The sequence below is a fragment of the Enterococcus sp. MSG3290 genome, assembly GCF_050555565.1.
Classification (GTDB): Bacteria; Bacillota; Bacilli; order Lactobacillales; family Enterococcaceae; genus Enterococcus_B; species Enterococcus_B faecium.
In genome coordinates this window covers 1,426,990-1,452,433 of sequence record NZ_CP187862.1, presented here as the reverse complement: position 1 = coordinate 1,452,433, position 25,444 = coordinate 1,426,990, and the positions used below count along the sequence as shown (strand labels likewise).

General features: G+C 38.9%; 24 protein-coding genes. 20 read left to right on the top strand and 4 right to left on the bottom strand.

What is annotated here, in order from left to right; translation table 11 throughout:
* The first annotated feature begins 10 nt into the window (after nucleotides 1-10).
* The 5 genes from IGL31_RS06910 (at nucleotide 11) to IGL31_RS06890 (ending at nucleotide 6,579) form a co-directional block, all read left to right on the top strand.
* Entirely contained in the window at nucleotides 11-1,507 is a 1,497-nt protein-coding gene (locus IGL31_RS06910; protein ID WP_086300102.1) for a carboxypeptidase M32, read from the top strand.
* Nucleotides 1,508-1,587: 80 nt separating this feature from the next.
* Nucleotides 1,588-2,271, top strand: a complete 684-nt coding sequence (locus IGL31_RS06905) for an HD domain-containing protein (protein WP_002289185.1) — start codon at nucleotides 1,588-1,590, stop codon at nucleotides 2,269-2,271.
* A gap of 644 nt (nucleotides 2,272-2,915) precedes the next feature.
* Entirely contained in the window at nucleotides 2,916-4,106 is a 1,191-nt protein-coding gene (locus IGL31_RS06900) for a glycine C-acetyltransferase (RefSeq protein WP_086300101.1), read from the top strand.
* A 101-nt stretch (nucleotides 4,107-4,207) separates the two neighbouring features.
* The gene (locus IGL31_RS06895; RefSeq protein WP_002299699.1) at nucleotides 4,208-5,161 is read left to right on the top strand and encodes an L-threonine 3-dehydrogenase; all 954 of its coding nucleotides are present in this window, start codon (nucleotides 4,208-4,210) and stop codon (nucleotides 5,159-5,161) included.
* Nucleotides 5,162-5,229: 68 nt separating this feature from the next.
* Nucleotides 5,230-6,579 (top strand): APC family permease, encoded by a 1,350-nt coding sequence (locus IGL31_RS06890; RefSeq protein WP_002296108.1) that lies wholly within the window; start codon nucleotides 5,230-5,232, stop codon nucleotides 6,577-6,579.
* Between the two features lie 182 nt (nucleotides 6,580-6,761).
* Here the strand turns inward: IGL31_RS06890 and IGL31_RS06885 are convergent, their stop codons facing one another.
* The gene (locus tag IGL31_RS06885; protein ID WP_002289192.1) at nucleotides 6,762-7,085 is read right to left on the bottom strand and encodes a hypothetical protein; all 324 of its coding nucleotides are present in this window, start codon (nucleotides 7,083-7,085) and stop codon (nucleotides 6,762-6,764) included.
* Nucleotides 7,086-7,213: 128 nt separating this feature from the next.
* On the opposite strand from IGL31_RS06885, the gene IGL31_RS06880 reads away from it, so the two are divergent.
* Together IGL31_RS06880 and IGL31_RS06875 are read left to right on the top strand one after the other, a co-directional pair.
* Nucleotides 7,214-8,377 carry a VanZ family protein gene (locus IGL31_RS06880; protein WP_002300710.1) on the top strand — a complete coding sequence of 388 codons (1,164 nt, stop codon included), beginning with the start codon at nucleotides 7,214-7,216 and terminating at the stop codon, nucleotides 8,375-8,377.
* A 69-nt stretch (nucleotides 8,378-8,446) separates the two neighbouring features.
* Nucleotides 8,447-9,796 (top strand): DEAD/DEAH box helicase, encoded by a 1,350-nt coding sequence (locus tag IGL31_RS06875; protein WP_002289190.1) that lies wholly within the window; start codon nucleotides 8,447-8,449, stop codon nucleotides 9,794-9,796.
* 44 nt (nucleotides 9,797-9,840) lie between these two features.
* Here IGL31_RS06875 and IGL31_RS06870 read toward each other — a convergent pair whose 3' ends face one another.
* Nucleotides 9,841-10,272: a GNAT family N-acetyltransferase gene (locus IGL31_RS06870; RefSeq protein WP_002295842.1), complete on the bottom strand. Its 432-nt coding sequence runs from the start codon at nucleotides 10,270-10,272 to the stop codon at nucleotides 9,841-9,843.
* A 387-nt stretch (nucleotides 10,273-10,659) separates the two neighbouring features.
* Here IGL31_RS06870 and alaS point away from each other — a divergent pair, with 387 nt between their 5' ends.
* The 3 genes from alaS to IGL31_RS06855 all read left to right on the top strand — a co-directional run bounded on the left by alaS (nucleotide 10,660) and on the right by IGL31_RS06855 (nucleotide 15,368).
* Nucleotides 10,660-13,302 carry an alanine--tRNA ligase gene (gene alaS, locus IGL31_RS06865; protein ID WP_002299704.1) on the top strand — a complete coding sequence of 881 codons (2,643 nt, stop codon included), beginning with the start codon at nucleotides 10,660-10,662 and terminating at the stop codon, nucleotides 13,300-13,302.
* A gap of 199 nt (nucleotides 13,303-13,501) precedes the next feature.
* Entirely contained in the window at nucleotides 13,502-14,098 is a 597-nt protein-coding gene (locus IGL31_RS06860; RefSeq protein ID WP_002295844.1) for an ECF transporter S component, read from the top strand.
* A gap of 121 nt (nucleotides 14,099-14,219) precedes the next feature.
* A complete protein-coding gene (locus tag IGL31_RS06855; RefSeq protein WP_086300100.1) occupies nucleotides 14,220-15,368 on the top strand; it encodes a cation diffusion facilitator family transporter in 1,149 nt (382 codons plus the stop codon).
* A gap of 37 nt (nucleotides 15,369-15,405) precedes the next feature.
* Here the strand turns inward: IGL31_RS06855 and IGL31_RS06850 are convergent, their stop codons facing one another.
* Nucleotides 15,406-15,819, bottom strand: a complete 414-nt coding sequence (locus IGL31_RS06850) for a ribonuclease HI family protein (protein ID WP_002306768.1) — start codon at nucleotides 15,817-15,819, stop codon at nucleotides 15,406-15,408.
* A gap of 78 nt (nucleotides 15,820-15,897) precedes the next feature.
* On the opposite strand from IGL31_RS06850, the gene IGL31_RS06845 reads away from it, so the two are divergent.
* On the top strand, nucleotides 15,898-16,329 hold the full coding sequence (locus IGL31_RS06845) for an EbsA family protein (protein ID WP_002295850.1): 432 nt from the start codon (nucleotides 15,898-15,900) through the stop codon (nucleotides 16,327-16,329).
* A gap of 98 nt (nucleotides 16,330-16,427) precedes the next feature.
* Here IGL31_RS06845 and IGL31_RS06840 read toward each other — a convergent pair whose 3' ends face one another.
* A complete protein-coding gene (locus IGL31_RS06840; RefSeq protein ID WP_002303804.1) occupies nucleotides 16,428-16,661 on the bottom strand; it encodes a cold-shock protein in 234 nt (77 codons plus the stop codon).
* Between the two features lie 182 nt (nucleotides 16,662-16,843).
* On the opposite strand from IGL31_RS06840, the gene IGL31_RS06835 reads away from it, so the two are divergent.
* From IGL31_RS06835 to IGL31_RS06795, 9 genes are all read left to right on the top strand, one after another.
* Nucleotides 16,844-18,514 (top strand): formate--tetrahydrofolate ligase, encoded by a 1,671-nt coding sequence (locus IGL31_RS06835; protein ID WP_002295854.1) that lies wholly within the window; start codon nucleotides 16,844-16,846, stop codon nucleotides 18,512-18,514.
* Nucleotides 18,515-18,685: 171 nt separating this feature from the next.
* Complete coding sequence (locus IGL31_RS06830; RefSeq protein WP_002295856.1) at nucleotides 18,686-19,072, top strand: hypothetical protein; 387 nt, start codon at nucleotides 18,686-18,688, stop codon at nucleotides 19,070-19,072.
* A complete protein-coding gene (locus IGL31_RS06825) occupies nucleotides 19,059-19,757 on the top strand; it encodes a CBS domain-containing protein (protein ID WP_002295857.1) in 699 nt (232 codons plus the stop codon). The genes IGL31_RS06830 and IGL31_RS06825 overlap by 14 nt, the downstream gene beginning before the upstream one ends.
* 4 nt (nucleotides 19,758-19,761) lie before the next feature.
* Nucleotides 19,762-20,226 (top strand): signal peptidase II, encoded by a 465-nt coding sequence (lspA, locus tag IGL31_RS06820; protein WP_002306762.1) that lies wholly within the window; start codon nucleotides 19,762-19,764, stop codon nucleotides 20,224-20,226.
* The gene (locus IGL31_RS06815; RefSeq protein ID WP_002299711.1) at nucleotides 20,223-21,134 is read left to right on the top strand and encodes an RluA family pseudouridine synthase; all 912 of its coding nucleotides are present in this window, start codon (nucleotides 20,223-20,225) and stop codon (nucleotides 21,132-21,134) included. The genes lspA and IGL31_RS06815 overlap by 4 nt, the downstream gene beginning before the upstream one ends.
* 234 nt (nucleotides 21,135-21,368) lie before the next feature.
* Nucleotides 21,369-21,908, top strand: coding sequence for a bifunctional pyr operon transcriptional regulator/uracil phosphoribosyltransferase PyrR (gene pyrR / locus IGL31_RS06810; protein WP_002295862.1), 540 nt, complete (start codon nucleotides 21,369-21,371; stop codon nucleotides 21,906-21,908).
* 13 nt (nucleotides 21,909-21,921) lie between these two features.
* A complete protein-coding gene (locus IGL31_RS06805) occupies nucleotides 21,922-23,205 on the top strand; it encodes a solute carrier family 23 protein (protein WP_002315063.1) in 1,284 nt (427 codons plus the stop codon).
* 12 nt (nucleotides 23,206-23,217) lie between these two features.
* Nucleotides 23,218-24,144: an aspartate carbamoyltransferase catalytic subunit gene (locus tag IGL31_RS06800; protein ID WP_002288872.1), complete on the top strand. Its 927-nt coding sequence runs from the start codon at nucleotides 23,218-23,220 to the stop codon at nucleotides 24,142-24,144.
* An 18-nt stretch (nucleotides 24,145-24,162) separates the two neighbouring features.
* On the top strand, nucleotides 24,163-25,443 hold the full coding sequence (locus IGL31_RS06795) for a dihydroorotase (protein WP_002288875.1): 1,281 nt from the start codon (nucleotides 24,163-24,165) through the stop codon (nucleotides 25,441-25,443).
* The last annotated feature ends 1 nt before the right edge of the window (nucleotide 25,444 follow it).

Sequence of the window (25,444 nt, the reverse complement as noted above, 5' to 3'; positions counted from 1 at the left end):
GGAATAGGGAATGAAAGAAAAAGAGTTTTTACAAGAAGTAAAAGAAATCAATCTTCTACAACAAGCTTTAGGAATCCTCGATTGGGATACACAAACAGGTATGCCAGAAAAAGCTAGTGCATACCGGAGTGAAGTAGATAGCTATCTTTACAGTATTTATTTTTCAAAAAAGATCGGTCCAAAAATTAAAGAAGCCATTCGCTATTTTTCTGAACATCCGGAAGAATTATCGGAAGTCGGAACATCCGTTTTTGACAAAGTAAAAGAAGAGTATGATTTAGAATATCGCGTACCGGAAGATCTCATGAGAAAATATACAGCTGCTGTTTCTTCCGCTCATGGTCAATGGCAAAAAGCTAGAGAAACACAACAGTTTTCTGATTTTCAAGAAGCATTGAACCAAAATATCGAATTGACAAAACAATTGATACCTTATTGGAAAAAAGAAGAAAAGACAGATTATGATGTTTTGCTGAATCAATACGAACCCGGGATGACTGTCGAAATCCTTGATAAGGTATTTGATCAGCTTAAAGAAGGAATTCTTTCGATCCGCCGTACGCTCCAAGAAAAAGGGACTGAACCTGAAACAGACTTTTTAAATCGGAGAATGACGAAAAAGCAACAGAAGAGATTTGTAGTGAAAGTAATCGAACAACTTGGTTATGATTTTAGCCGTGGTCGTTTAGATGACACTGTCCACCCATTTATGACTGGAATTAATCCGAATGATGCACGAATCACGACACGCTGGAACGAAACAGATTTCAAAATGGCTGTTTTTGGAGTGATCCACGAGGCTGGTCATGGTATGTATGAACAAGACATCGATGATAAATATGCGTATACACCGGTTTATGAAGGTACATCAATGGGTATCCATGAATCACAATCGTTGTTTAACGAGATCATTATTGGAAGTAGTCGCAGCTTCTGGAAAAAGCAATATCCTTTCTTTCAAGAATGTGCAGAAGGAACATTCGATGATATTCCTTTTGACAAATTTTATCGTTCATTGAACCATACAAAATCAAGTTTGGTTCGTATCGAGGCAGACAGTTTGACTTACCCTCTCCATATCATCATTCGTTATGAAATCGAAAAAATGATTTTCAATGAAGGGGTAGATGTTGCTGAACTACCTGAAATATGGAATCAAAAATATGAAGAGTATCTGGGAATACGACCAACAAATGATGTGGAAGGCATCCTACAAGACGTTCATTGGTCAGGTGCAAGCTTTGGTTATTTTCCCTCTTATGCATTAGGGTACATGTATGCGGCACAATTACTTCATTCTTTGCAGCAAGAAATAGATGTGGAAAATGTTCTAGCGTCAGACGATTATTCTCCAATCAAAAACTGGATGTCAGAGCATATCCATCAATATGGTGCATCTAGAAAACCAAATCAATTAATCATGGATGCAACACATGAACCGCTTAATCCGCAATACCTGATCGACTATATGAAAGATCTGTATTTTAATGTATATCAGGTAAAATAAAATACAATTTACAAAGATAGCTGAAATTCATCTAATCTATAGATGTTTTCAGCTATTTACTTAAGAAAGAAGTGGAACGAATGGATAAATTACAAGTGATCGCTGATTATAGTATGGACCAATTAGCGCATGATCAAACAGGACATGGGAGCGATCATACCAAAAGAGTTGTCAAGTTAGCTGAAAAAATTTTGGAGACGGAACCGCAGGCAGACCGCTTTGTGACGCTTGCAGCAGCTTACCTACATGATACGATTGATGATAAAGTCGTTAAAAATGAGAACGAGGCAAAGCAACAGCTTCGTGTATTCCTTCGCTCTTTGCCAATAGTAGAGGAACAGATCTCGATGATTTTTTCCATTATCGAAAATATGTCCTTTTCTAAAAATCTCTCTGAAGCGGCCGAACTATCTCTGGAAGGTAAGATCGTTCAAGACGCTGATCGTATCGAAGCATTAGGAGCAATCGGCATTTTGCGTACTGCTTATTTCGGCGGTGGACATGGGCACCCGATTTTTGATCCTGAACTGTATCCGCAAACATTCAAGGACAAAGAAAATTACCGAAAAGGCACGACAGTGATCAATCATTTTTATGAAAAACTGTTCTTGCTGTCTGATAAAATGAATACTGATTACGGATATGAAGAAGCCAAACGAAGAGAAACCTTCATGCGTGAATTCTTAGAAGAATTTTTTCTGGAATGGTCTATTGACGATGAAAATTTTACTCCAGACAATTGGATCAAAAATAACAAAAAATGATGGAGGTTGTGACAGAAGTGGTCAGCTCCAAGATATTTCGGATCATTTTCCGTAAAAGTTACTTCTGGAACACTGTTTACCAAGAGGTCGTGAGCCTGCCGTTCAGCTCCGAGTCACAAGGAACAATTTCAAAAAATAGCTTCTCATGTTTGATGAATATTGTAACTTGTGATTCGGAATTGGCAGGAGAACACCGTTTATTCGGAAGAATAGGACTGTGACAAGACTTTTGTCACAGTCCTTTTTTCGAATTCAACAAGTAAAACTTTTAAGAAATATTCAGAGAGTAAAATTAAAAATTGCTGATAAATGAAGATGGAAGTTTTATGTATTTTTATTGGTCTATGCAATAAATAAATTAAATATTCAGAATACAATTGATTTTAACGAAAGGGCTTCTATCAATGGTTGTGTTGTATTTATCTGCCCAGGTAGAGTAAAATAGATCATTATCTAAAAGGTAATTGTTCATACTATATAAGTCATTTGAAAGTAAAAAGATACTGTAAATAAAAAATGTGGTTAAATAATTCTCATAATCAGTGTAAGCGTTATCAAAAATATGGCATACTTGCTTTGTAGATGAATGACACGATATATGTTTGGTATGTTCTGCAAGACAGATGAATATGGAGGTGGAGACAATGTCTTCCAAAGAACTAACAATGTATTTAGAGAAAGAATTGGATCAACTGAAAGAAAAGGGGTTATACAATACGATCGACATACTAGAAAGTGAAAATGGTGCTTGTATCATCGTAGACGGAAAAAGGATGATCAATCTAGCATCCAACAATTATCTTGGATTTGCCAATCGCGAAGAATTGAAAAAAGCATGTATTGAAGCAACCGAAACTTATGGTGTAGGAGCAGGAGCAGTCCGAACGATCAATGGTTCGCTGAAAATCCATCAGCAATTAGAAGAAAAAATCGCAGAATTCAAAGGGACAGAAGCAGCAATCGCCTTTCAATCTGGATTCAACTGCAATATGGGCGCTATCTCTGCAGTAATGACAAAAGAAGATGCTATCTTATCGGATGAATTAAACCATGCATCTATTATTGACGGTTGCCGCTTATCCGGAGCAAAAATCATCCGAATTAAACATCAAGATATGAAAGACCTTGAGAAAAAAGCAAAGGAAGCGATAGAAAGTAAGAAATATAAAAAAATCATGTATATCACAGATGGTGTTTTCTCCATGGATGGAGACATTGCACGATTGCCGGAAATTATTCCGATTGTTGAAAAATATGGACTGATCACCTACGTTGATGATGCGCACGGCTCAGGCGTAACTGGAAAAGGTGCAGGAACCGTCAAGCATTTTGGATTAAGCGACAAAATCGATATGCAAATGGGCACGTTATCGAAAGCTATAGGTGTTGTTGGGGGTTATGTAGCTGGATCGAAAACACTAATCGACTGGTTGAAAGCTAGAAGTCGGCCATTCCTATTTTCTACTTCGCTAACTCCAGGTGCAGCTGCAGCTGCATTGGCTTCGATTACTTTGATGCAAGAACATCCGGAACTTGTCGAAAAAGTTTGGGAAAATGCTAATTATTTTAAAGAAGAATTGAAAAAAGTAGGCTATAACATCGGTATGTCTGAAACACCTATTACTCCAGTCATTTTGGGAGACGAAAAAGTGACTCAGACTTTCTCTATGAAGCTGATCGAACATGGGATTTATGCTAAACCAATCGTTTATCCAACTGTGCCTCTTGGGACAGGCAGGATCAGAAATATGCCGACTGCGGAACATACGAGGGAAATGCTTGATGAAGCAGTAGCAGTTTATCAAAAAATAGGAAAAGAAATGGAAATTATTTAACTAAATTTAGTTTTTTCGTCTATTTAAAATTAGAGAACATGTTCACGCATATATTGTTAATCATCTGAAGATAGTAGTAAAAAAGATCAGGGAGGATCATCATGAAAAAAGTATTGGTGACAGGATGTTTAGGACAAATTGGTTCAGAGTTGATCACACGGCTACGTCAAGAACTAGGCAGTGAAAATGTCATTGCGACAGATATACGCATGCCTGAAGTCATTGAGAAAAACGATATCTTTGAGATCCTAGATGTAATGGATTACGAAAAAATGCGCAGCATAGCAGAACAATATCAAGTGGACACATTGATTCATTTGGCTGCTCTTTTGTCAGCTGTTGCAGAAGCAAAACCACAATTAGCCTGGGATTTGAACGTGACTGGGCTGGTCAATGCATTGGAAGTCGCTAGAGAATTCCAGCTGAAATTTTTTACGCCAAGTTCAATCGGCGCGTTTGGTCCAAATACTCCAAAAGATCATACCCCACAAGATACTCTTCAGCGTCCTACAACCATGTATGGGGTAACGAAGGTAGCTGGAGAACTACTATGTGATTATTATTATGTGAAATATGGCGTAGATACTCGTGGTGTCCGTTTCCCTGGATTGATTTCTTATGCAACCTTGCCAGGAGGCGGTACGACAGACTACGCAGTCGATATTTATTATTCAGCAATCAAAGAAGGAAAGTACACTAGTTTCATTGATCAAGGTACATCAATGGATATGATGTATATGCCAGATGCGATCGATGCCATTATAAAACTCATGAATGCAGATCCTGATCGATTGGTTCATCGAAATGCCTTCAATATATCGGCGATGTCTTTTGACCCGGAAGAGATCAAAGCATCTATTCAAAAAATCATACCAGATTTTGAAATGGATTATGATGTGGATCCTGTACGTCAGTCAATAGCAGAATCTTGGCCAAATTCACTAGATGTTTCTTGTGCGCAAGAGGAATGGGGCTTTTCGCCGAAATACGACTTAGATGCGATGACAAAGGATATGTTGGAAAAACTGAAAGAAAAATTGGTAGAGACGGTATAAAACAAGAACCACATCCAAAAAGTTTTTTATACTTTTGGGATTGGCTATGGTATGAAAGGGGACAAGGGATGGAAGAATATCAAGCCACGCCAGTAAAAGAAGTAAAAATAGAAAATGAATTAAAACGTACGATGGGATTTTTTACTGCTTTATCGACTGTTATGGGCACAGTGATCGGTGCAGGGGTATTTTTTAAAGCCGCAAGCGTAGCAGAAGTTACAGGATCCGCCAGTTTGCATATGTTTTCTTGGTTTCTCGGTGGTATGATTTCTGTCTGTGCAGGACTAACAGGAGCTGAACTGGCAGCTGCTATTCCAGAAACAGGAGGGATGATTAAATATATCGAACGGATTTACGGAAATACAGCAGCTTTTTTATTGGGCTGGGCGCAAGTCGTGATTTATTTTCCAGCAAATGTAGCAGCCTTGTCGATCATTTTCGGTACACAGTTCGTCAATCTATTTGGTCTTTCCCAGTCAATGATTGTTCCCGTAGCTGTTACAGCTGCTGTATCGATCCTGCTGATCAATTTTTTAGGTTCTAAAGCTGGAGGGGCTTTTCAGTCGATTACGCTTGTCTGCAAGCTTATCCCTTTGTTTGTGATCGTCATTTTCGGTTTGTTCCGACAAGAAGGAGTAGACTTCCAACTGTTTCCGATCCAAGCAGGAGAAAATCTTTCATTTTTCTCAGCCTTGGGAGCGGGCTTGCTAGCAACGATGTTCGCATACGACGGTTGGATACACGTAGGAAATATTTCGGGAGAATTGAAAAAGCCGGCGAAAGATTTGCCAAAAGCAATTTCTTTAGGAATCATCGGAATCATGATCGTTTATTTATTAGTAAATGCGGTATTCTTAAGAACCGCATCTATCGACGGAGTCGCAGGAAACAGCAATGCGGCAAGTGACGTTGCAAAAATGATTTTTGGCGGCTTCGGTGGAAGACTGGTCACAGTTGGTATCTTGATTTCTGTTTATGGAACCATCAATGGCTATACCCTTACTGGAATGCGTCTCCCTTATGTTATGGCAAAAGAAAACAACCTGCCTTTTAGCAAGCTCTTTGCTAAACTTCATGATAAAACTAAAGTTCCTGTAGCCGCAGGTATCTTAGAGCTAGTCATCGCTATTGGCATGATGATGATCGGTGGTTTTGATACACTAACGGATATGCTGATCTTTGTCATTTGGATTTTTTATACGATGGTCTTTGTTGGTGTCATTCTTCTTCGTAAAAAAGAACCTGATTTGTTTCGACCATACAAAGTTCCAATGTATCCGTTTATTCCACTAGTAGCAATCATTGGAGGGACTTTTATCGTATCAAGCACGCTTATCACTCAGACCTTTTTAGCTTCGATGGGGATAGTATTGACACTTGCTGGTATCCCGATTTATCTCTATTTAAAACGTAGATAGCTAAAACATTCGAATTTTATTAGAACTGCACTTCTCTGCCAAACAAAATATTTTATTTAAATGAGGAGTACGTGGAAGAAATGTCAAAAGTACTCGTTAATTTTGATCACGTAAATGTCGTTTTGTCTACGATAAAATAGCAAAGTAAAAGACAGAAATCGGGCTCAACCGATTTCTGCCTTTTACTTTGATTTGCGTAACTGAACTATTCGGCGTACGCCGCGATAAATATTTAATAAAACCAAGCAACCAGAAATGAAAATGGGAAGCCAAATCAGATAGACAGGGTAGCCAAGCACTTTAGACAAAGCATGTGGAGTCATTTTATCCATTTCAAGAAGTGCTTGCTGCCAAGTCTGAAGATTGAAGACTAGCATGAAACCCGAAATAATCAGGAGAATAAATCCTAAATAATGAATTGTAGTTCTTTTTCTTACATAAGCGATCGTAGCATAAAGGAACAGTAAAAAAATAGGTACGCCAAAAACAAAGTACATATTCAGCATCTCGACACCCCCTTTGTGTTTATCTTACTTTACTTTGAAAGAAATGAGAAATAATAGCCTCGTTACTTGCTTGAAACAGCAAAGGACTGCTAAGATAAGAGAGATACAAAGAATCAAGGAGGAGTCATATGGCAAGTTATATCGAACCGATTCGTTTTGCGCTGATTGTTTTTCCATTTTTAGCCTTAGCGATCTCATCTGTTTTTTTTATTTATGAATATCGAAAGTATGGAACATTTCTAGTAACAAGGGCAGTTATTTTGTATTCTTTCGTTTTTTATTTATTGTGTGCGTATTTTTTGGTGATCTTACCACTTCCGGCAAAGGAGACGGTTGCCCAAATGACAGGGCCAAAGATGGAGCTGCATTTATTTGCTTCATGGCAACATTTCAGAGACAACACGGTATTGGTCTTGTCTGAACCTAGTACCTACCTGCCGGCAATGAAGCAGAGTGTATTTTTGGAACCAGCTTTTAATGTTTTATTACTCATACCATTTGGCATTTATTTAAGATATTATTTCCGGCTTTCTTTTATGAAAACGATGATTGCTAGTTTCTGCCTTTCTCTATTTTTTGAATTGACGCAGCTAAGTGGACTTTATTTTATCTACCCAAGACCATACCGCTTATTTGATGTGAATGATTTAGTGACAAATACATTGGGTGGAATCATTGGTTTTGTCGTTACGCCGTTATTTACATTTATGCTTCCTACAAGAAGACGAATGGATGAACTTTCTTATGAAAAAGGAAAGACTGTCTCATTGACTCGACGCTTGGTCGCTTATTTGATCGACTGGACATTTTTATCTCTTATTAATTTGGTAGCGGCGATTTTCTTTAAACTTGCGTTCGATTCAGGGACAGTTACTTCTCATATCTGGTGGCTTTTATTAGAAGTAGGGGTATACTTTATGATTGTACCGTTTATAACCAATGGATGGACACTTGGCAAAAAAATTGTGCGTATCCGTTTGGTGGAAGAAGACCGCGAACGAATTTCTTTAAAAGCATTGATGATCCGCTACGGGTATCTGTACTTTCTTTTTTATGGTTTAAGCTGGTTGGGGCAGTTGCTTCAGCAAATCATGAATTCGACAACGAATACGGTGTTGCAGATGAGTGCAGTATTCATTTCTCTCGGTGTCTTGTTACTGCAAGGTATTTTTATTTTAAATATCTTGCTATCATTTTTGAGAAAAAAACGGATTCTGTTTTATGAAAAAGCTAGTCACACATATACTGTTAGCACGATTGGCCAAACAAAGGATGATGATTCTCGAAATTAGCTGAGCAAAAACGCTTTGTCTGTGTTATAATGCCAAAGTCGTGATAATTTAAAGAGAAGAGGTGCACGAATGAATAATTTTGATATATTCCGCTTCAAACCGTTTATCAATGAAGCGTTAACCGCAAAGGGCTTCAAACAGCCCACAGAGGTCCAGGAACGTTTGATTCCTTTAATTGCAAAAGGAAAAAATATCATTGGGCAATCTCAAACTGGTACAGGAAAAACACATACGTTTTTGTTGCCTTTGTTTGAAAAAATCAATGCAGAAAAAGAGGAAGTACAAGTTGTTATTACAGCTCCAAGTAGGGAACTAGCTGCACAGATCTATGAAGCAGCTACACAAATCGCTAAATTTTCTACACCGGAGATCCGTGTCTCGAATTTTGTCGGCGGTACAGACAAACAGCGTCAATTAAATCGTCTGCATCACCAACAGCCACAGGTTGTAGTAGGCACGCCTGGTAGAATATTAGACATGATGAATGAACAAGCGCTGAAGATTCACACCGCATTTGCATTTGTTGTCGATGAAGCGGATATGACATTGGATATGGGTTTTTTAAATGAAGTAGACCAAATTGCAAGTCGATTACCAGAAAAGCTGCAGTTTTTAGTTTTTTCTGCTACTATTCCAGAAAAACTTCGTCCATTCTTACGAAAATACATGGAAAATCCAATCATTGAAGAAATCAAACCAAAAGCAGTTATTTCTGAAGACATTGAAAATTGGCTGATTTCAACAAAAGGTAAAGATGAGAATCAAATGATTTATCAACTGCTGACAATTGGTCATCCTTATTTAGCAATCGTATTTGCCAATACAAAACAGCATGTGGATGAAATTGCCGATTACTTGAAAAACCAAGGCTTGAAAGTAGCAAAGATTCATGGAGACATCACCCCAAGAGAGAGAAAACGAGTGATGCGACAAGTACAGAATCTGGAGTATCAATATGTTGTAGCGACTGATTTAGCTGCTAGAGGGATCGATATCGAAGGTGTCTCTCATGTTATCAATGCAGAAATTCCAGAAGATCTAGACTTCTTTATCCATCGTGTCGGACGTACTGGACGTAATGGCTTAAAAGGAACGGCCATTACGTTATATTCGCCAAATGATGAGCAAGCCATTGATGCGATAGAAAAATTGGGCGTCTCATTTGAACCAAAAGAAATCAAAAACGGGGAAATCGTCAAAACATACGATCGTAATAGACGTGCCAAACGAGAAAAATCAAAAGATGTATTAGATCCCACGCTGATTGGTCTTGTGAAGAAGAAAAAGAAAAAGATCAAGCCTGGTTATAAGAAAAAAATCGATTGGGCAATTGCAGAAAAAAATAAAAAAGAACGCAAAATCGAACGCAGACAGCAAAGCCGTACTGCTCGTAAAAATAAGAAAAATTCACATAAATAAAAAACAAGAGGTTGTGACAAAAGGCGTGTCACAATCTCTTGTTTTTAAGCTAGACTTTTTTCCATTCCGATACAAAGTACTTCATCTTCAATAAAAGGTTCTGTGCAAGTATGATACCCTTGTTTTTCATAAAAATCTACAGCCGTCATTTCAGCTACTACATAACTAGTCTGACAACCTTCTGAAACCGCCCGTTTTTCAGCAGCTTCAAGCAACTGACCGCCTAACCCTTTTCCTCGGTATTCTTTTGCTACGCAAAATCGTTCCGGCTTGAAGCAAGTAGGTGTTTTCTTTTCATAACGCAAAGTAGCTACTGGTCTTTTTTGATCAAGAAATAGATAATAGGTTTGTTGCGGGATATCTTTTCCGTCGAATTCTAGTTCTGCAGGAATCCCTTGTTCTAATACAAAAACTTGATATCTCAAAAAGCAGCTAGCTGCGCGTATCCATTCATCCGCTCCAACTATTTTTTTCATCATATTCCTCCTTGTCATGAATAGCAGAGATGTATTGATTCCTTTATTCTTATCGTACCAAAAATCGTGGAGTATGACCAAAAGGAAATGAAAATAAAAATTGAGATATTGACAGTGATCAATAGAATGCGTATACTAATTAAGTACGAAAAGGATATGATTTGTTTTTTAAGACTCACAGAAAATTCTTTCTTGGCTGAAAAAAGAATAGTCACTAATCAAATTGCTCCCTTTTTCTATTTTGGTAGAAATACCGACGCAGCTCAGCGTTATCGAGTTTAAGAGGTAATGATTACACATCATTGCAATCAAGGTGGTACCGCGAGTTTTCGTCCTTGGCTGTGATGGTGTTTTTTTGTATTTAATTTATAGAAAGCAGGTAATGACATGAAACAATTAAGTAGTGCACAAGTTCGACAAATGTTTCTTGATTTCTTCCAATCTAAAGGACATACGATTGAACCTAGTGCGTCTTTGATCCCCGTGAACGATCCAACCTTATTGTGGATCAACTCTGGTGTTGCAACATTGAAAAAATATTTTGATGGTTCAGTTGTGCCAGAAAATCCAAGAATCACAAATGCCCAAAAATCTATTCGAACAAATGATATCGAAAATGTCGGTAAAACAGCACGTCACCATACGATGTTTGAGATGCTGGGTAATTTTTCGATTGGTGACTATTTCAAAAATGAAGCCATCCACTGGGCATGGGAATTTTTGACTGATCCAAAATGGATGGCATTCGATCCAGAAAAACTTTATGTAACAGTTTATCCAAAAGATACAGAAGCAAAACGCATCTGGCATGAAGAAGTTGGCCTGCCACTAGATCACATTATTGATGTAGAAGACAACTTCTGGGATATCGGTGCAGGCCCATGTGGTCCGGATACGGAAATTTTCTATGACCGTGGAGAAGCTTATAACGATTTAGCAGAAGACGATCCTGAAAACTATCCAGGAGGAGAAAATGAACGTTATTTAGAAATCTGGAACTTAGTATTTTCAGAATTCAACCATAAGCCTGATAACACATTTGAACCACTTCCTCATAAAAACATTGATACGGGGATGGGATTGGAACGCATGGTCTCAATCGTTCAAGATGCGCCAACGAACTTTGAGACAGACTTGTTTATGCCTATTATCCACGCCGTAGAAAAGCTAAGCAAACAAGTAAAATATGGTGAAAACCCAGTAACAGATATTTCTTACAAAGTAATCGCAGATCATATTCGCGCCCTTTCATTTGCTATTGGCGACGGTGCATTGCCATCGAATGAAGGGAGAGGGTATGTCTTACGCCGTTTGCTTCGTCGTGCTGTCATGCATGGGAAAAAATTAGGTATTGAACAAGCATTCTTATATCGTTTAGTCCCTGTTGTTGGGGAAATCATGGTAAGTTATTATCCTGAAGTACTTCAACAAAAAGAATTTATTGAAAAAGTTATCCGTACAGAAGAAGAACGTTTCAATGAAACAATCAATGAAGGTTTGGAAATCTTAAATCAAGTGATCCAAGAAGTAAAAAACGAAAACGGGACGACTCTAGCAGGAAAAGACATCTTCAAACTATACGACACATATGGCTTCCCAGTAGAATTAACGGAAGAGGTGGCAGAAGATGAAGGACTGAAAGTTGATCATGCTGGTTTTGAAAAAGAAATGGATGCACAACGCGAACGTGCTCGCTCTGCCCGCAGTACTGAAAAATCAATGGGGGTACAATCTGCTTTATTGACAGATATCAAAGTAGAAAGTAAATTCATTGGATACACAGAACAAGAATCAGATAGTCAATTATTGGTCATCGTTAAAGGTGAGTCTCTTTTGAATGAAGTCGCAGAAGGTGAAGCTCAAATGATCTTTGATCAAACACCTTTCTATGCAGAAATGGGTGGGCAAGTAGCGGATCAAGGATGGATCATGAATGAAGTAGGCGAAATCGTAGCAGTTGTTACAGATGTTCAAAAAGCGCCTAATGGTCAATTTATGCATACCGTAGAAGTAAAAGCACCAATGAGCGAAGGACAAACCTATCATCTATTGATTGATCAATCGATGCGCAATCGGATCATCAAAAACCATACAGCAACCCATCTACTGCACAAGGCATTGAAAGAAGTACTTGGCGAGCATGCAAATCAAGCTGGTTCTTTAGTCGCTCCTGGACATTTACGATTCGACTTTACCCACTTTGGTCAAATCACTTCAGATGAATTAGCTGAAATGGAAAGAATCGTCAATGAAAAAATCTGGGAAGCTATCCCAGTTGAAACAATTGAAACAGATATCGATACAGCCAAAAACATGGGTGCAATGGCTTTGTTTGGTGAAAAATACGGACATGACGTTCGAGTAGTAAATATTGGCGGCTGGTCAATCGAACTGTGCGGAGGCACACATGTAGCAAATACAGAAAACATCGGAATCTTCAAAATCGTTTCTGAATCAGGAATTGGTGCAGGCGTGCGACGAATCGAGGCTGTAACAAGTAAAGAAGCGTACGAACTACTTGAAGAAGAAGAAAAACAACTAAAACAAGTAGCAACAATTGTTAAATCACCTCAATTGAAGGAAGTTGTTTCAAAAGCGGAACAATTGCAACAGCAAGTAAGAGAGCTACAAAAGGAAAATGAACAATTAGCTAGCAAGTTAGCGAATCAACAAGCTGGTGATGTATTCAAAGATCCAGAAACGATCAATGGAAAAACAATCATTGCAGCACAAGTAAAAGTGAAAGATATGAATCAGCTGCGTCAATTAGCTGACCAATGGAAACAAAAAAATATTTCAGATATTCTTGTTTTAGCAAACGAACAAGAAGGAAAAGTCAGTCTGCTAGCGGCAATGACGAAAGAATCAAATGAAGCTGGACTAAAAGCTGGCGACTTGATTAAAGCAATCGCACCGAAAGTAGGCGGTGGCGGTGGTGGACGTCCAGACATGGCACAAGCTGGCGGGAAAAATCCTGCTGGTATTCCAGATGCACTTAAAGCTGCGAAAGAATGGGTTGCGCAACAATAGGGCGTTTACGTTTGACAGAAAAACAAAAGTTCAAACATTGAACGAAACATGATTATGGGGGCGAAGACAAACAAGTCTTGCCCTCATACTTTTTTCAATTGGCTGGCGCATCTAATCAAATGGTCGGATTCGGATGGTCTTTAGTTGACGAAAGTGACAGAAATTTTTACGATTAGTATAAATAAAAAGGGGTGAAAAAATGAATAGTAGAAATAAGACCTTTCGACTAGTCTTACGTGCGATCTTGTTAGCAATCATCATCGTACAAGCGATGGTTCCTTGGCTGGGGTTTATTCCATTAGGATTCATTAGTTTAACAATTATCCATATCACAGTAATTATTGCTGCAGTAGTATTAGGCCCAAAAGATGGCATGGTGATTGGCTTGTTTTGGGGAATCGCTACAATTGTTCGTGCCTATGCCATGCCAACAACGCCATTTGATACATTAGTGTTCACGAATCCGATTATCTCGGTAGTTCCCAGAGTACTTGTTGGCTTAGTAGCAGGCTTGGTTTTCCACTGGATTTATCAAAAAAATAAATCAATAACGATCAGCTCAGCCTTTGCAGGGGTACTGGGTTCATTGGTCAATACAGTCTTAGTGTTAGGATTCATGGGATTATTTTATACAGGTGCAACGGCAGATGCCTATGGTGTAGATTCTGCTCTTTTATTTAAAACCTTAGCAGGGGTTGCAGCAATCAATGGGATACCAGAAGCAATAGGTGCGGGAATCATAACACCATTACTAGCAAAAGCGTTATTTGCAGCAACACCGTTGAAACCAGAATAATGACCATCTTTTAATAGTAATAGGACGCACGATAGATAGAAAAAGGAAGAGAGGAGAGGAAAACAATCGTCCTCTCCATCTTTTTACCTGAGCAACAAGCAAACTAGAAGGGGTAAAAAACTTGGCTAAGAAACAAGAAGAAAAAAAGAAACAAATACCGCAACAGCGGACAAAAAAAGGAGTACTAGCGGGTATCTTAGGATTGGTTACGAATCTGATCTTGTTTGTCTCTAAGCTAATGATCGGGCTTTTTTCAGGAAGTGTCTCCATTATGGCTGATGCAGTGAACAGTCTATCAGATACTGCTTCATCCATATTGACTTTGATCGGATTTAAAATTGCTGCAAAGCCAGCAGATCAGGAACATCCTTATGGACACGAACGCTTCGAATATATCAGTGGGTTATTTGTTTCGATCATCATTACTTATGTAGGATTTCAATTTTTAGAGTCTTCTGCTGAAAAAATCATCCATCCAGAAAATGTCTCTTTAACACCCATCGTCTTTTTTGTCCTAATCATTTCCATCTTTTTGAAATTTGCACAAGGCAAAATGTATCAGGTTATTGCGCAATCCATTGATTCTGAAACATTGAGAGCTACAGCAACAGATAGTTATAATGATGTCTTTACTACACTGGCTGTATTGCTTTCAGCAGCAATCGAATGGGTAACTGGATGGCGTATCGATGGATATATAGGTTTTGCTTTAGCATTATATATCCTTTATAGTGGATTGACGATGCTTCGAAATTTTGTATACGAACTATTAGGAAGTCGCCCAACGCCAGCAGAGATTGAAGAAATGGAAGAGCATTTAAATGCTTGCGATGATATACTTGGCTATCATGATTTATTGGTGCATAACTATGGACCCAATAAACGCTTTGCATCAGTCCACATCGAAGTAGATGAATCAATGAATTTGAATGTGGCTCATAAGATTATTGATCTGATAGAAAAAGACTTTAAAAAGTCTTTGGATGTGGAACTTGTCTGTCACTTGGATCCAATGCCTGTTGATAACGAAAAATACTATAATATCTTGCGGCAGTTAAAGCAAATTCTTTTTGAAACAGGTACAGGGCTTAATATTCATGATTTTAGAGTAATTCATCAAGGAAAAACGCTGCAATTTGATGTAGTGGTCCCTGAGAAATTCCAGTTTGATGATACAGAACTAGAAAGAATCTTACGTAGTCAAATAGAAGAAAAAATTGGAGATTACCAATTGGAAATTACGTTTGATCACAATTATCTTTTATATTAAATGAGAAACTATAAAAAGACTCCTTAAAGTTTTTAATTTAAAGAGTCTTTTTTTCTTTTAATTGTTTATAGAGAGCCTGACGTGCAAGATTATCTGCTCCTTTATTTTTGTTTTCGGGCAACCATTGCAGGATCAATAAAGAAAATTCGGATAGAAGTTCTTGGATTCTTTGAAGGTAGGGAAGGAAGAGCTCGTTCTTCGTTGCGTTTTTGTCGACCGTAGAAACTAGTGTTTTGCTGTCTGAAAAACAGAAAATCGTTTCATTCTGTAAGTCGTTTTTCTTTAGAAATTCTAAAGTTTTTAAAAAGACTTCGAACTCTGCTTGATGGTTTGTCCCTATAGAAAGCGGGATAGATAGCTGTTCTTGTTTACCTTGATAGACAATCAAGATTCCGCCTCCACTAGGACCAGGGTTGCCTTTTGTAGAGGCATCAATGTATACTTTTAACATAAAAAGAGATTCTCCTTTTTGTTCAAACTAATGTTATGGTAAGATTATATCATTACTGAATCGGTGAGAGGTTAGAGAATGAAAAAAAATATTCGATGGCAGCCTGAACTGGCACATACGATCATCTATTGGTCATTGACCTTGATCATTCTGTTTTTTAGTCTGATTCTTTCTTTAGAAAACACAGGTCCTTATTGGAAAAGCAATTTTGTTTTAGGTATTTTTCTTGTTTTTCTATTTCTAGGTTTGCGGCGTTCTTTTATTTTAAAATCAAACTCTGTGATCATACGTTATGCTGCTTTTTGGAAAGACCGAGAAATATCTGTCGGACAGATTCGATCTTTGACGCCAACTAATACTGGGGTGCAAATGATGTTGCAAGATGAGAAAGCCCCATCTGTTTTCATGATGCGAAAAAAAGATCAAGTAGTCCTTTTTGATCATTTTGAAAAAAACGGACCCAAATCAGAATCAATTCCTTATCCTTATACGAAAAAAAGAAAAAGCTAATTTTAAAAATCAGAACCTAAAAAAACGAATTTTTACAGGAAAAGAAAAGAGTGAGACGTACGGTTCATCCCGTTTAGCGTCTCACTCTATTTGTTTATCTATTCATGCATACTAGTATCGGTAGTCTGAACGTTGCCTTTCTTGACATGGGCAGCTTGTGTTCCTCGATTCCCTTCGATGATCTCAAATTCGACCACTTGATTTTCTTCCAAAGTTTTGAATCCCTCTTCTTCAATCGCAGTAAAATGTACAAAAATTTCTTCTGTGTCATCATAACTGATAAAGCCGTATCCTTTTTTGTTGTCAAACCATTTTACAATTCCTGTGGTCAAAGCACTCACGACCTTTCTAAAGTCTGATCATAGCCTTCATTATAAAGAGTATTTATAAGTACGTCAAATAAATTAAAAACCTGTAATTTTATGTTTTTTTTCTGAATAAAAAAAGGTATAATTGGCATATCTTAACAAAGAAGATATTTTGTTGAATAAAGTTCGTGAAAAGGGGTAATCAAATGAAGAATGATCTGCAAATTTCACAAGAAACAGAGCTAGAACCGATTGTTGAAGTGGCTAGTAAATTAGATCTTAAGGAAGACGATTTGGAACTGTATGGGAAATATAAGGCGAAAATCAATTTTTCTGGAATCAATCGATCAAAGGATAACGCTGAGGGGCATTTGATCTTAGTTACTTCCATCAATCCAACACCAGCTGGCGAAGGAAAGTCAACGATCACTGTAGGGTTAGGAGACGCGCTCAATAAAATCAATAAAAAATCTGTTATTGCATTGCGAGAACCCTCACTTGGTCCTGTGATGGGAATCAAAGGCGGTGCTGCAGGCGGAGGATATGCACAGGTATTGCCTATGGAAGATATCAACTTGCATTTTACTGGTGACATGCATGCTATCACAACAGCTAATAATGCATTATCTGCTCTTTTAGATAATCATATTCATCAAGGAAATGAATTGAACATCGATGCCCGCCGAGTGATTTGGAAACGGGTAGTCGATCTCAATGATCGTGAACTGCGTAAAGTAATTGTTGGCTTGGGTGGGCCAATCCAAGGTGTCCCAAGAGAAGATGGATTTGATATCACAGTTGCCAGCGAAATCATGGCTATCTTGTGTCTTGCGGCAGACCTTGAAGATTTAAAGGCTCGTCTTGCAAGGATCGTTGTCGGCTATACATTTGACCGTCAGCCTGTGACTGCTGGAGACTTGAAAGCAGAAGGCGCTCTGGCATTACTGCTGAAAGATGCAATCAAGCCGAATCTTGTACAAACAATTTACGGAACACCAGCTTTTGTCCACGGGGGACCGTTTGCCAATATCGCTCATGGCTGCAATAGTATTTTAGCTACCAAGACAGCATTGAGATTAGCAGATTACGTTGTCACAGAGGCAGGATTTGGTGCAGATCTTGGCGGAGAGAAATTTTTAGATATCAAAGTACCTAACTTGAAAAAAGCGCCGGATGCTGTGGTGATTGTCGCCACTGTCCGTGCATTGAAAATGCATGGCGGAATGAAAAAAGATGAACTTAAAAATGAGAATCTTGATGCTTTGAAAGTAGGTTTTGCAAATTTAAAGCGCCATATACGTAATATGGAACAATATCAGCTACCTGTGATCGTCGCAATCAATGAATTCGTAACAGATACAGACAATGAACTCACACTGTTGGAGCACTTGTGTGAAAATCAGGGGATTCTTGCCAAGAGAGCGAGTGTATGGGCAGATGGAGCAGAAGGCGGCGTTGATTTAGCAAAAGCTGTAGTACGATTGATTGATAGAAAAGAAGCTAATTACAAGCCATTATACCGCCTAGAAGAAACGATACAAGAAAAGACAGAAACAATCGTCAAGAAAATTTACGGAGGAAATGGTGTTGTTTTCAGCAAAAAAGCGCAAAAACAAATAGAAGAGTTTACGAAGAATGGATGGGACAAACTGCCGATTTGTATGGCAAAAACACAGTATTCATTTTCTGATGATCCTTCACTGCTAGGTGCACCGGAAGATTTCACCATCACGATCCGCGAAATCATCCCAAAATTAGGGGCAGGATTTTTAGTAGCCTTGACTGGAGATGTTATGACGATGCCTGGTTTGCCTAAAAAACCTGCTGCATTGAATATGGACGTGACAAATGACGGAGAAGTGTTGGGATTGTTTTAAGCTTGATTATAATCTACCGTATACTAAATAACTTTCATTAAACATCGAAGGAGCTGTATTTTGACTACAGCTTCTTTTTTTAGACGATAGGGAATTAATTTTGTTTACACTAGGATCATTCTTTTTCTTTATTGTATTTTGAGCTATACTAAAGCATAATAGGAGGGTATGATGAAAACGACATTTATAAGAAAAACCGGTTTTTACGGTATGGGTAGCTCGATTCAATTAAGAATCAACAATGAAAAACGCAGTGTTCTCAGTCATGAACAAAAGATAACGCTTGATCTGGAAGTGCCCTTTACGATGCAGGTCACCTTTTATTGGCTAAAAAGCCCCGTTTATACAGTGAAAGAAGCAAAGCCTGCTTATGTGATCACAATGAATTACTTGATTCTTCAAATCTATCCGTTTTTATTTCTAGCAACTGGGTTGGGGGCCGTTTTCCTACAAAATTTATTTTTCAGTTTTTTTGCAGTTATTGTGTTGATTGCGTTCTTTTTCTATATAAAAAACCGGGCATATTTGATCAAGGAGGAAAATTATGGCAAACTCTGATCTTTTTTTAATCAGTTTCAATCGAATCGAAAAATGGATGAGAGACGAGATGGGAAATGCACGAAATATGGGATTTACCGAACTTGTCAGACGCCTAGCTCAAAGAAAACAATTAATGATCAGAAAATACGAAGATGATCTTTTACAGCTTGCTCAGTTAAGGAATGCGATCGTCCATGATCGGATCGCAGTCGATTTTGTCATTGCAGAGCCAAATGATTGGACAGTCAAGCGAATCCAGCTGATCGAACAAGAACTGATTCAGCCTGAAACCGTGCTGCCTCGATTTGCAAAACGTGTAACAGGTTTTGAACAAGATCTTCCGTTACTTGAACTGTTAAAGATAGTAGCAGAAAAAAGGTATTCACAATTTCCGTTATACAATAAAGGAAAATTTGTAGCATTGATTACTTTACGTAATATCGGGTTTTGGCTAGCAAAAGAAAGCCAAAAAGGTCCGGTTGATTTAACAAATAAACGAGCGTTGGATTTGATTATCCAAAATGGAAAGTACACAAATTATCATTTTGTTCCAGCTAAAACACATATTTACGAGGTTGAAGCGATGTTTCGTGAGCAAGGGACTTTGGAAGCCGTACTTATCACTAAAGATGGGAATCCCGATGGTAATCTGCTCGGGATCGTACGACCTCGTGATATTTATAAACAAATAGAAAAGGATTGATTTTTTGTTAATTATTTATTGGATATTCAGCGCTTTGCTAGTAGGAGTGGATCAGTTGGTCAAATGGTGGATCACTGATAATCTAGCGCTTGGAGAGACGAAAAATCTTATACCAGGTATTTTGTCACTGAATCATATTCGAAACACTGGAGCCGCATGGAGTATGCTAGAAGGGAAGATGTGGTTCTTTACTATAGTGACACTCATTGCAGTCGTTGTGATTCTCACATTGATGATTAAAAATCGTGAAAAAGGTAATCGCTGGTTCATGATTGGATTGAGTTTGATTCTAGCTGGTGCGATTGGCAATTTTATCGACCGTATTCGTCTTGGCTATGTAGTAGATATGTTCCAGACAGATTTTATGAGCTTTCCGATTTTTAACGTAGCAGATGTGACACTTGTATGTGGAGTGATTTGTATATTAATTTATATTATTTTAGATGAAAAGGATCAAAGAAAAAAATGACAGAACTTAAAACGACGATTCACCATGAATCTGGTAGGATCGATAAAGTATTGACTAATTTATTCACCGATTACAGTCGTTCGCAAATTCAGCTGTGGCTGAAAAATGGAGCGGTTTCTGTCAATGGACAGCCAGTCAAAGCAAATTACAAAGTAAAACAAGGAGACGAGATTACTGTCTTGATCCCCGAACCAGAAACATTAGATGTGGTCCCAGAAAATATCCCGTTGACGATCGTTTACGAAGATGAAGATGTAGCGGTGATAAACAAACCTCAAGGAATGGTCGTTCATCCTTCAGCAGGTCATACGCATGGCACAATGGTCAATGCGCTGATGTACCATATCAAGGATCTTTCTACGATCAACGGCGTTATTCGTCCAGGTATTGTTCACCGAATCGACAAAGATACTTCCGGACTGCTAATGGTTGCCAAAAATGACCAGGCACACGAATCATTAGCTCAGCAATTAAAAGATAAGACCTCTTTGCGCAAATATGTTGCTTTAGTCCATGGAGAGATTCCTCACGAAAAAGGAACCATCAATGCGCCAATCGGCCGTTCGAAGGAAAACCGGAAAATGCAGGCGATAAGAGAAGATGGGAAGCCGGCTGTCACACATTTTACTGTATTGGAACGTTTCGAAGGATTTACTCTGGTTGAATTAAAACTAGAAACCGGAAGAACACACCAGATCCGTGTGCATATGAAGTATATCGGTTATCCGTTAGCTGGAGATCCAGTATACGGACCGAAGAAAACTTTGAAAGGCAATGGTCAGTTTCTCCATGCGCAAATGTTAGGTTTTACGCACCCGACTACAAACGAAAAGATGATCTTTGAAGCACCTCTTCCAGAAGTTTTTGAAAAAACTTTAGAAAAATTAAGAAAAAACATTGCATTTTAATTTAGATAACGGTATAGTAATTAACAACGAAAGCATAAAACTTAATAGAATTCCTTTAAGTTTAGTCCCGTGAGGCTAAGAAGGGTGGGAGCAAGGATGCGTATGGTGCGCCATAAGTAGATTGCTCATTGACATAGTATAGCTATCAGTGTATCAGTATACGCTCAGTCTAAACATTCCTCCTGTCCTCTTAGGGCAGGAGTTTTTTTATGCAAAAAAGTAGGGGGAATGAAAATGCAAGCAAAAGAAGTAGTAGATCAGGTAACCATGAAGCGAGCATTGACTCGAATTACTTATGAGATTATCGAGAGAAACCATAGTATCCAAGATATCGTATTGGTAGGTATCAAAACACGAGGAATCTACATTGCATCAAGAATTGCCGAACGCCTGAAGCAGCTAGAAGATATCGATATTCCTGTAGGAGAACTGGATATCACTTTATACCGAGATGACAAAAAAGAAAATCCAGAAGAACCGGAACTTCATTCTTCTGACATCCCAGTTTCCTTAGAAGGAAAAGAAGTTATTTTGATTGATGATGTTTTGTATACAGGACGAACGATTCGAGCAGCAATGGACGCAGTAATGGATTTTGGCAGACCAAGAAAAATTTCATTAGCAGTCCTGGTGGATCGTGGGCATCGAGAATTGCCAATCCGTGCAGATTATGTTGGGAAGAACATTCCAACATCTCGGGCGGAAGAGATTTTAGTAGAGATGCAAGAACTTGATGGACAAGATCGCATCATGATTTTGAAAGAGGAAGATTAGAGGAGAGAGAAACATGTCGGAGAAAAAAGGATTTCATAATGATGACGTGGTGTTAGATATCCACGATCGCCCAACCCCAGGACATTGGGTAGGATTAAGTTTACAACACTTGTTCACGATGTTCGGAGCAACCGTGTTAGTCCCCATCTTAGTAGGTATCGATCCAGGTATCGCGCTAGTCAGTTCAGGACTAGGTACATTGGTGTACTTATTTACTACTAAAGGAAAGATACCGGCGTACTTAGGAAGCAGTTTCGCTTTCATTGCGGCGATGCAGCTTTTGATGAAAACAGATGGTTATCCAGCGATTGCACAAGGAGCAGTCACAACTGGATTAGTCTATTTGATTGTTGCGCTGATTATCAAAAAGATCGGTTCAGCATGGCTGGATAAAATCTTGCCTCCAATCGTCGTCGGTCCAGTCATCATGGTTATCGGGTTGGGACTTGCGGCAAATGCAGCAACAAATGCTATGTATAATCAAGGCACATATGATTTCAAGTATATTGCCGTAGCACTGATCACATTAGGATTGACCATTTTCTTCAACATGTGGCTAAGAGGTTTTCTCGGATTGATTCCGATTTTACTAGGTATTATTAGCGGGTACATCGTAGCCTTGCTGTTTGGAATCGTGGATACTAAGCCAATCGTAGACGCTGCCTGGTTTGCTGTTCCTAACTTTGAGATTCCCTTTGTACAATATGAACCAAAGCTATATCTTGGAGCAATCACAACAATGGCACCCATCGCTTTTGTGACGATGACAGAGCATATCGGCCATCTTATGGTATTGAATAAACTAACTAAACGTAATTTCTTTGAAGAACCGGGTCTTCATAAGACGTTGACAGGTGATGGGTTAGCACAAATCGTGGCAGCCTTTGTCGGAGGTCCTCCTGTAACAAGTTACGGTGAAAACATTGGTGTTCTGGCTATCACACGTGTCCATAGCGTGTTTGTGATCGGTGGAGCTGCAGTCTTTGCAGTCGTTTTGGGATTCGTAGGAAAATTAAGCGCTTTGATTTTAAGTATCCCTGGACCAGTCATCTCAGGAATCAGTTTTATCTTGTTTGGTGTCATTGCAGCAAGTGGAATGAAGATTTTAATCGAGAACAAAATCGATTTTGATAAAAAGAAAAATCTGTTGATTGCTTCAGTTATCTTAGTAGTAGGAATTGGCGGACTCGTCTTTGAAGTAGGCACATTTACATTGTCGGCAATGGCATTAGCAACTGTACTTGGCATCATTTTAAATCTTATCTTACCAGAAACTTCACGAAGCGAAGAAAACTAAGGAGGAAACATTATGATCATCAAATCAGAACGTATCAGCTTAAAGCATTTATTGACCGTTGAGGCACTTACTGATCAAGAAGTTATGGGCTTGATCCGCAGAGGGCAGGAATTCAAGCAAGGTGCTAATTGGACTCCGCAAAAGCGCCAGTACTTTGCTACAAACCTCTTTTTCGAAAATAGTACTCGCACACATAAAAGCTTCGATGTAGCGGAGAAAAAACTAGGGCTAGAAGTGATTGAATTTGAAGCAAGCACAAGCTCTGTCCAAAAAGGGGAAACACTATACGATACAGTACTGACGATGTCAGCATTAGGCGTAGACGTAGCGGTTATCCGTCATGGTGATGAGAACTATTATGACGAACTGATACAAAGTAAAACAATCCAGTGTTCGATTATCAATGGAGGAGACGGAAGCGGACAGCATCCAACCCAATGCTTGCTTGATTTGATGACCATTTATGAAGAATTTGGTCATTTTGAAGGTCTGAAAGTTGCCATCGTAGGTGATATCACTCACTCTCGCGTAGCTAAATCCAATATGCAGATGTTAAAACGTCTAGGCGCACAAGTATTCTTCTCAGGTCCTAGAGAATGGTACGACGATGAATTCGAAGTGTACGGACATTATATGCCATTGGATGAACTACTAGATCAAGTTGATGTCATGATGATGCTTCGGGTGCAACACGAACGCCATGATGGAAAAGAAAGTTTCTCAAAAGAAGGCTACCATCAGGAACATGGGTTAACAGTTGAGCGTGCGAAGAAGTTGCAAAAACATGCAATCATTATGCACCCAGCACCAGTTAACCGCGATGTAGAATTAGCTGATTCATTAGTGGAAGGATTACAGTCGCGGATCGTTCAGCAAATGAGCAATGGAGTATTCGTCAGAATGGCAATCTTAGAAGCAGTGCTAAATGGAAAAGCGTAATTATAGGAGGATGAAAAAATGAAAACACTCATTAAAAACGGTCAGATCAATACACGAAAAAATATGACGACACCAGCAGAAATTTGGATAGAAGATGGGCGAATCAAAGCAATCGGTACAGGATTCTCAGAAGCCGAATTTGATGAAGTGTTTGATGCAAAGGGACAATTGATCACACCTGGTTTAGTGGACGTCCATGTTCATTTGAGAGAGCCAGGATTTACATACAAGGAGACGATCGAAGCAGGGACTCGCTCAGCTGCTCGTGGCGGTTTCACTACTGTATGCGCGATGCCGAATTTAAATCCTGTACCTGATACGGCAGAAAAGCTGAGACAAGTATATGACATCATTAGAAAAGATGCAGTTGTGAAGGTATTGCAGTATGCGCCAATCACAGAAAATCTGCGAAGTGAGAAATTAGTTGATCAAGAAGCACTGATTGAAGAAGGTGCTTTTGCTTTCACAAATGACGGTGTAGGTGTCCAAACAGCTGGGACGATGTATCTGGCTATGAAAGAAGCTGCAAAAAACAATAAAGCCCTAGTAGCCCATACAGAAGATGAATCTTTATTATTTGGCGGCGTTATGCACGCTGGCAAGAAGGCAGAAGAACTTGGTCTTCCCGGGATCTTAAGCGTAACCGAGTCTTCTCAAATTGCTAGAGATCTGTTGCTAGCTGAAGCAACTGGTGTTCATTACCATGTTTGCCATGTTTCTACTAAAGAAAGTGTCCGTGTAATCAGAGACGCAAAAAAAGCAGGAATCCACGTAACAGCAGAAGTTTCACCCCATCATCTTATTTTGATCGACGAAGATATTCCCGAAGATTTCGGCTTTTGGAAAATGAACCCGCCGCTAAGAGGACGGGAGGACAGAGAAGCTTTGATCGAAGGCTTGCTTGACGGTACGATCGATTGCATCGCTACAGACCATGCCCCCCATGGATTAGAAGAAAAAAGCCAAAGTTTCATGAAATCACCATTTGGTATCGTAGGAAGCGAAACAGCGTTTCAACTGATCTATACTCATTTTGTAGAAACTGGTCGATTCACGTTGGAACAAGTGATCAATTGGTTGGCAGTTAAACCGGCTGAGATTTTTGGTTTGAATGCAGGAACGCTAACGGTTGGTGCCCCCGCTGATGTGGCAGTTTTTGATATTACACAAACTTGCACGATCGATAAAGAAGACTTTTTATCAAAAGGGGAGAATACACCTTTTATCGGCTGGAAAGTAAAAGGCGAAACACAAATGACTTTTGTCAACGGAAAACTTGTGTGGCAGAAGGGAGAATAAA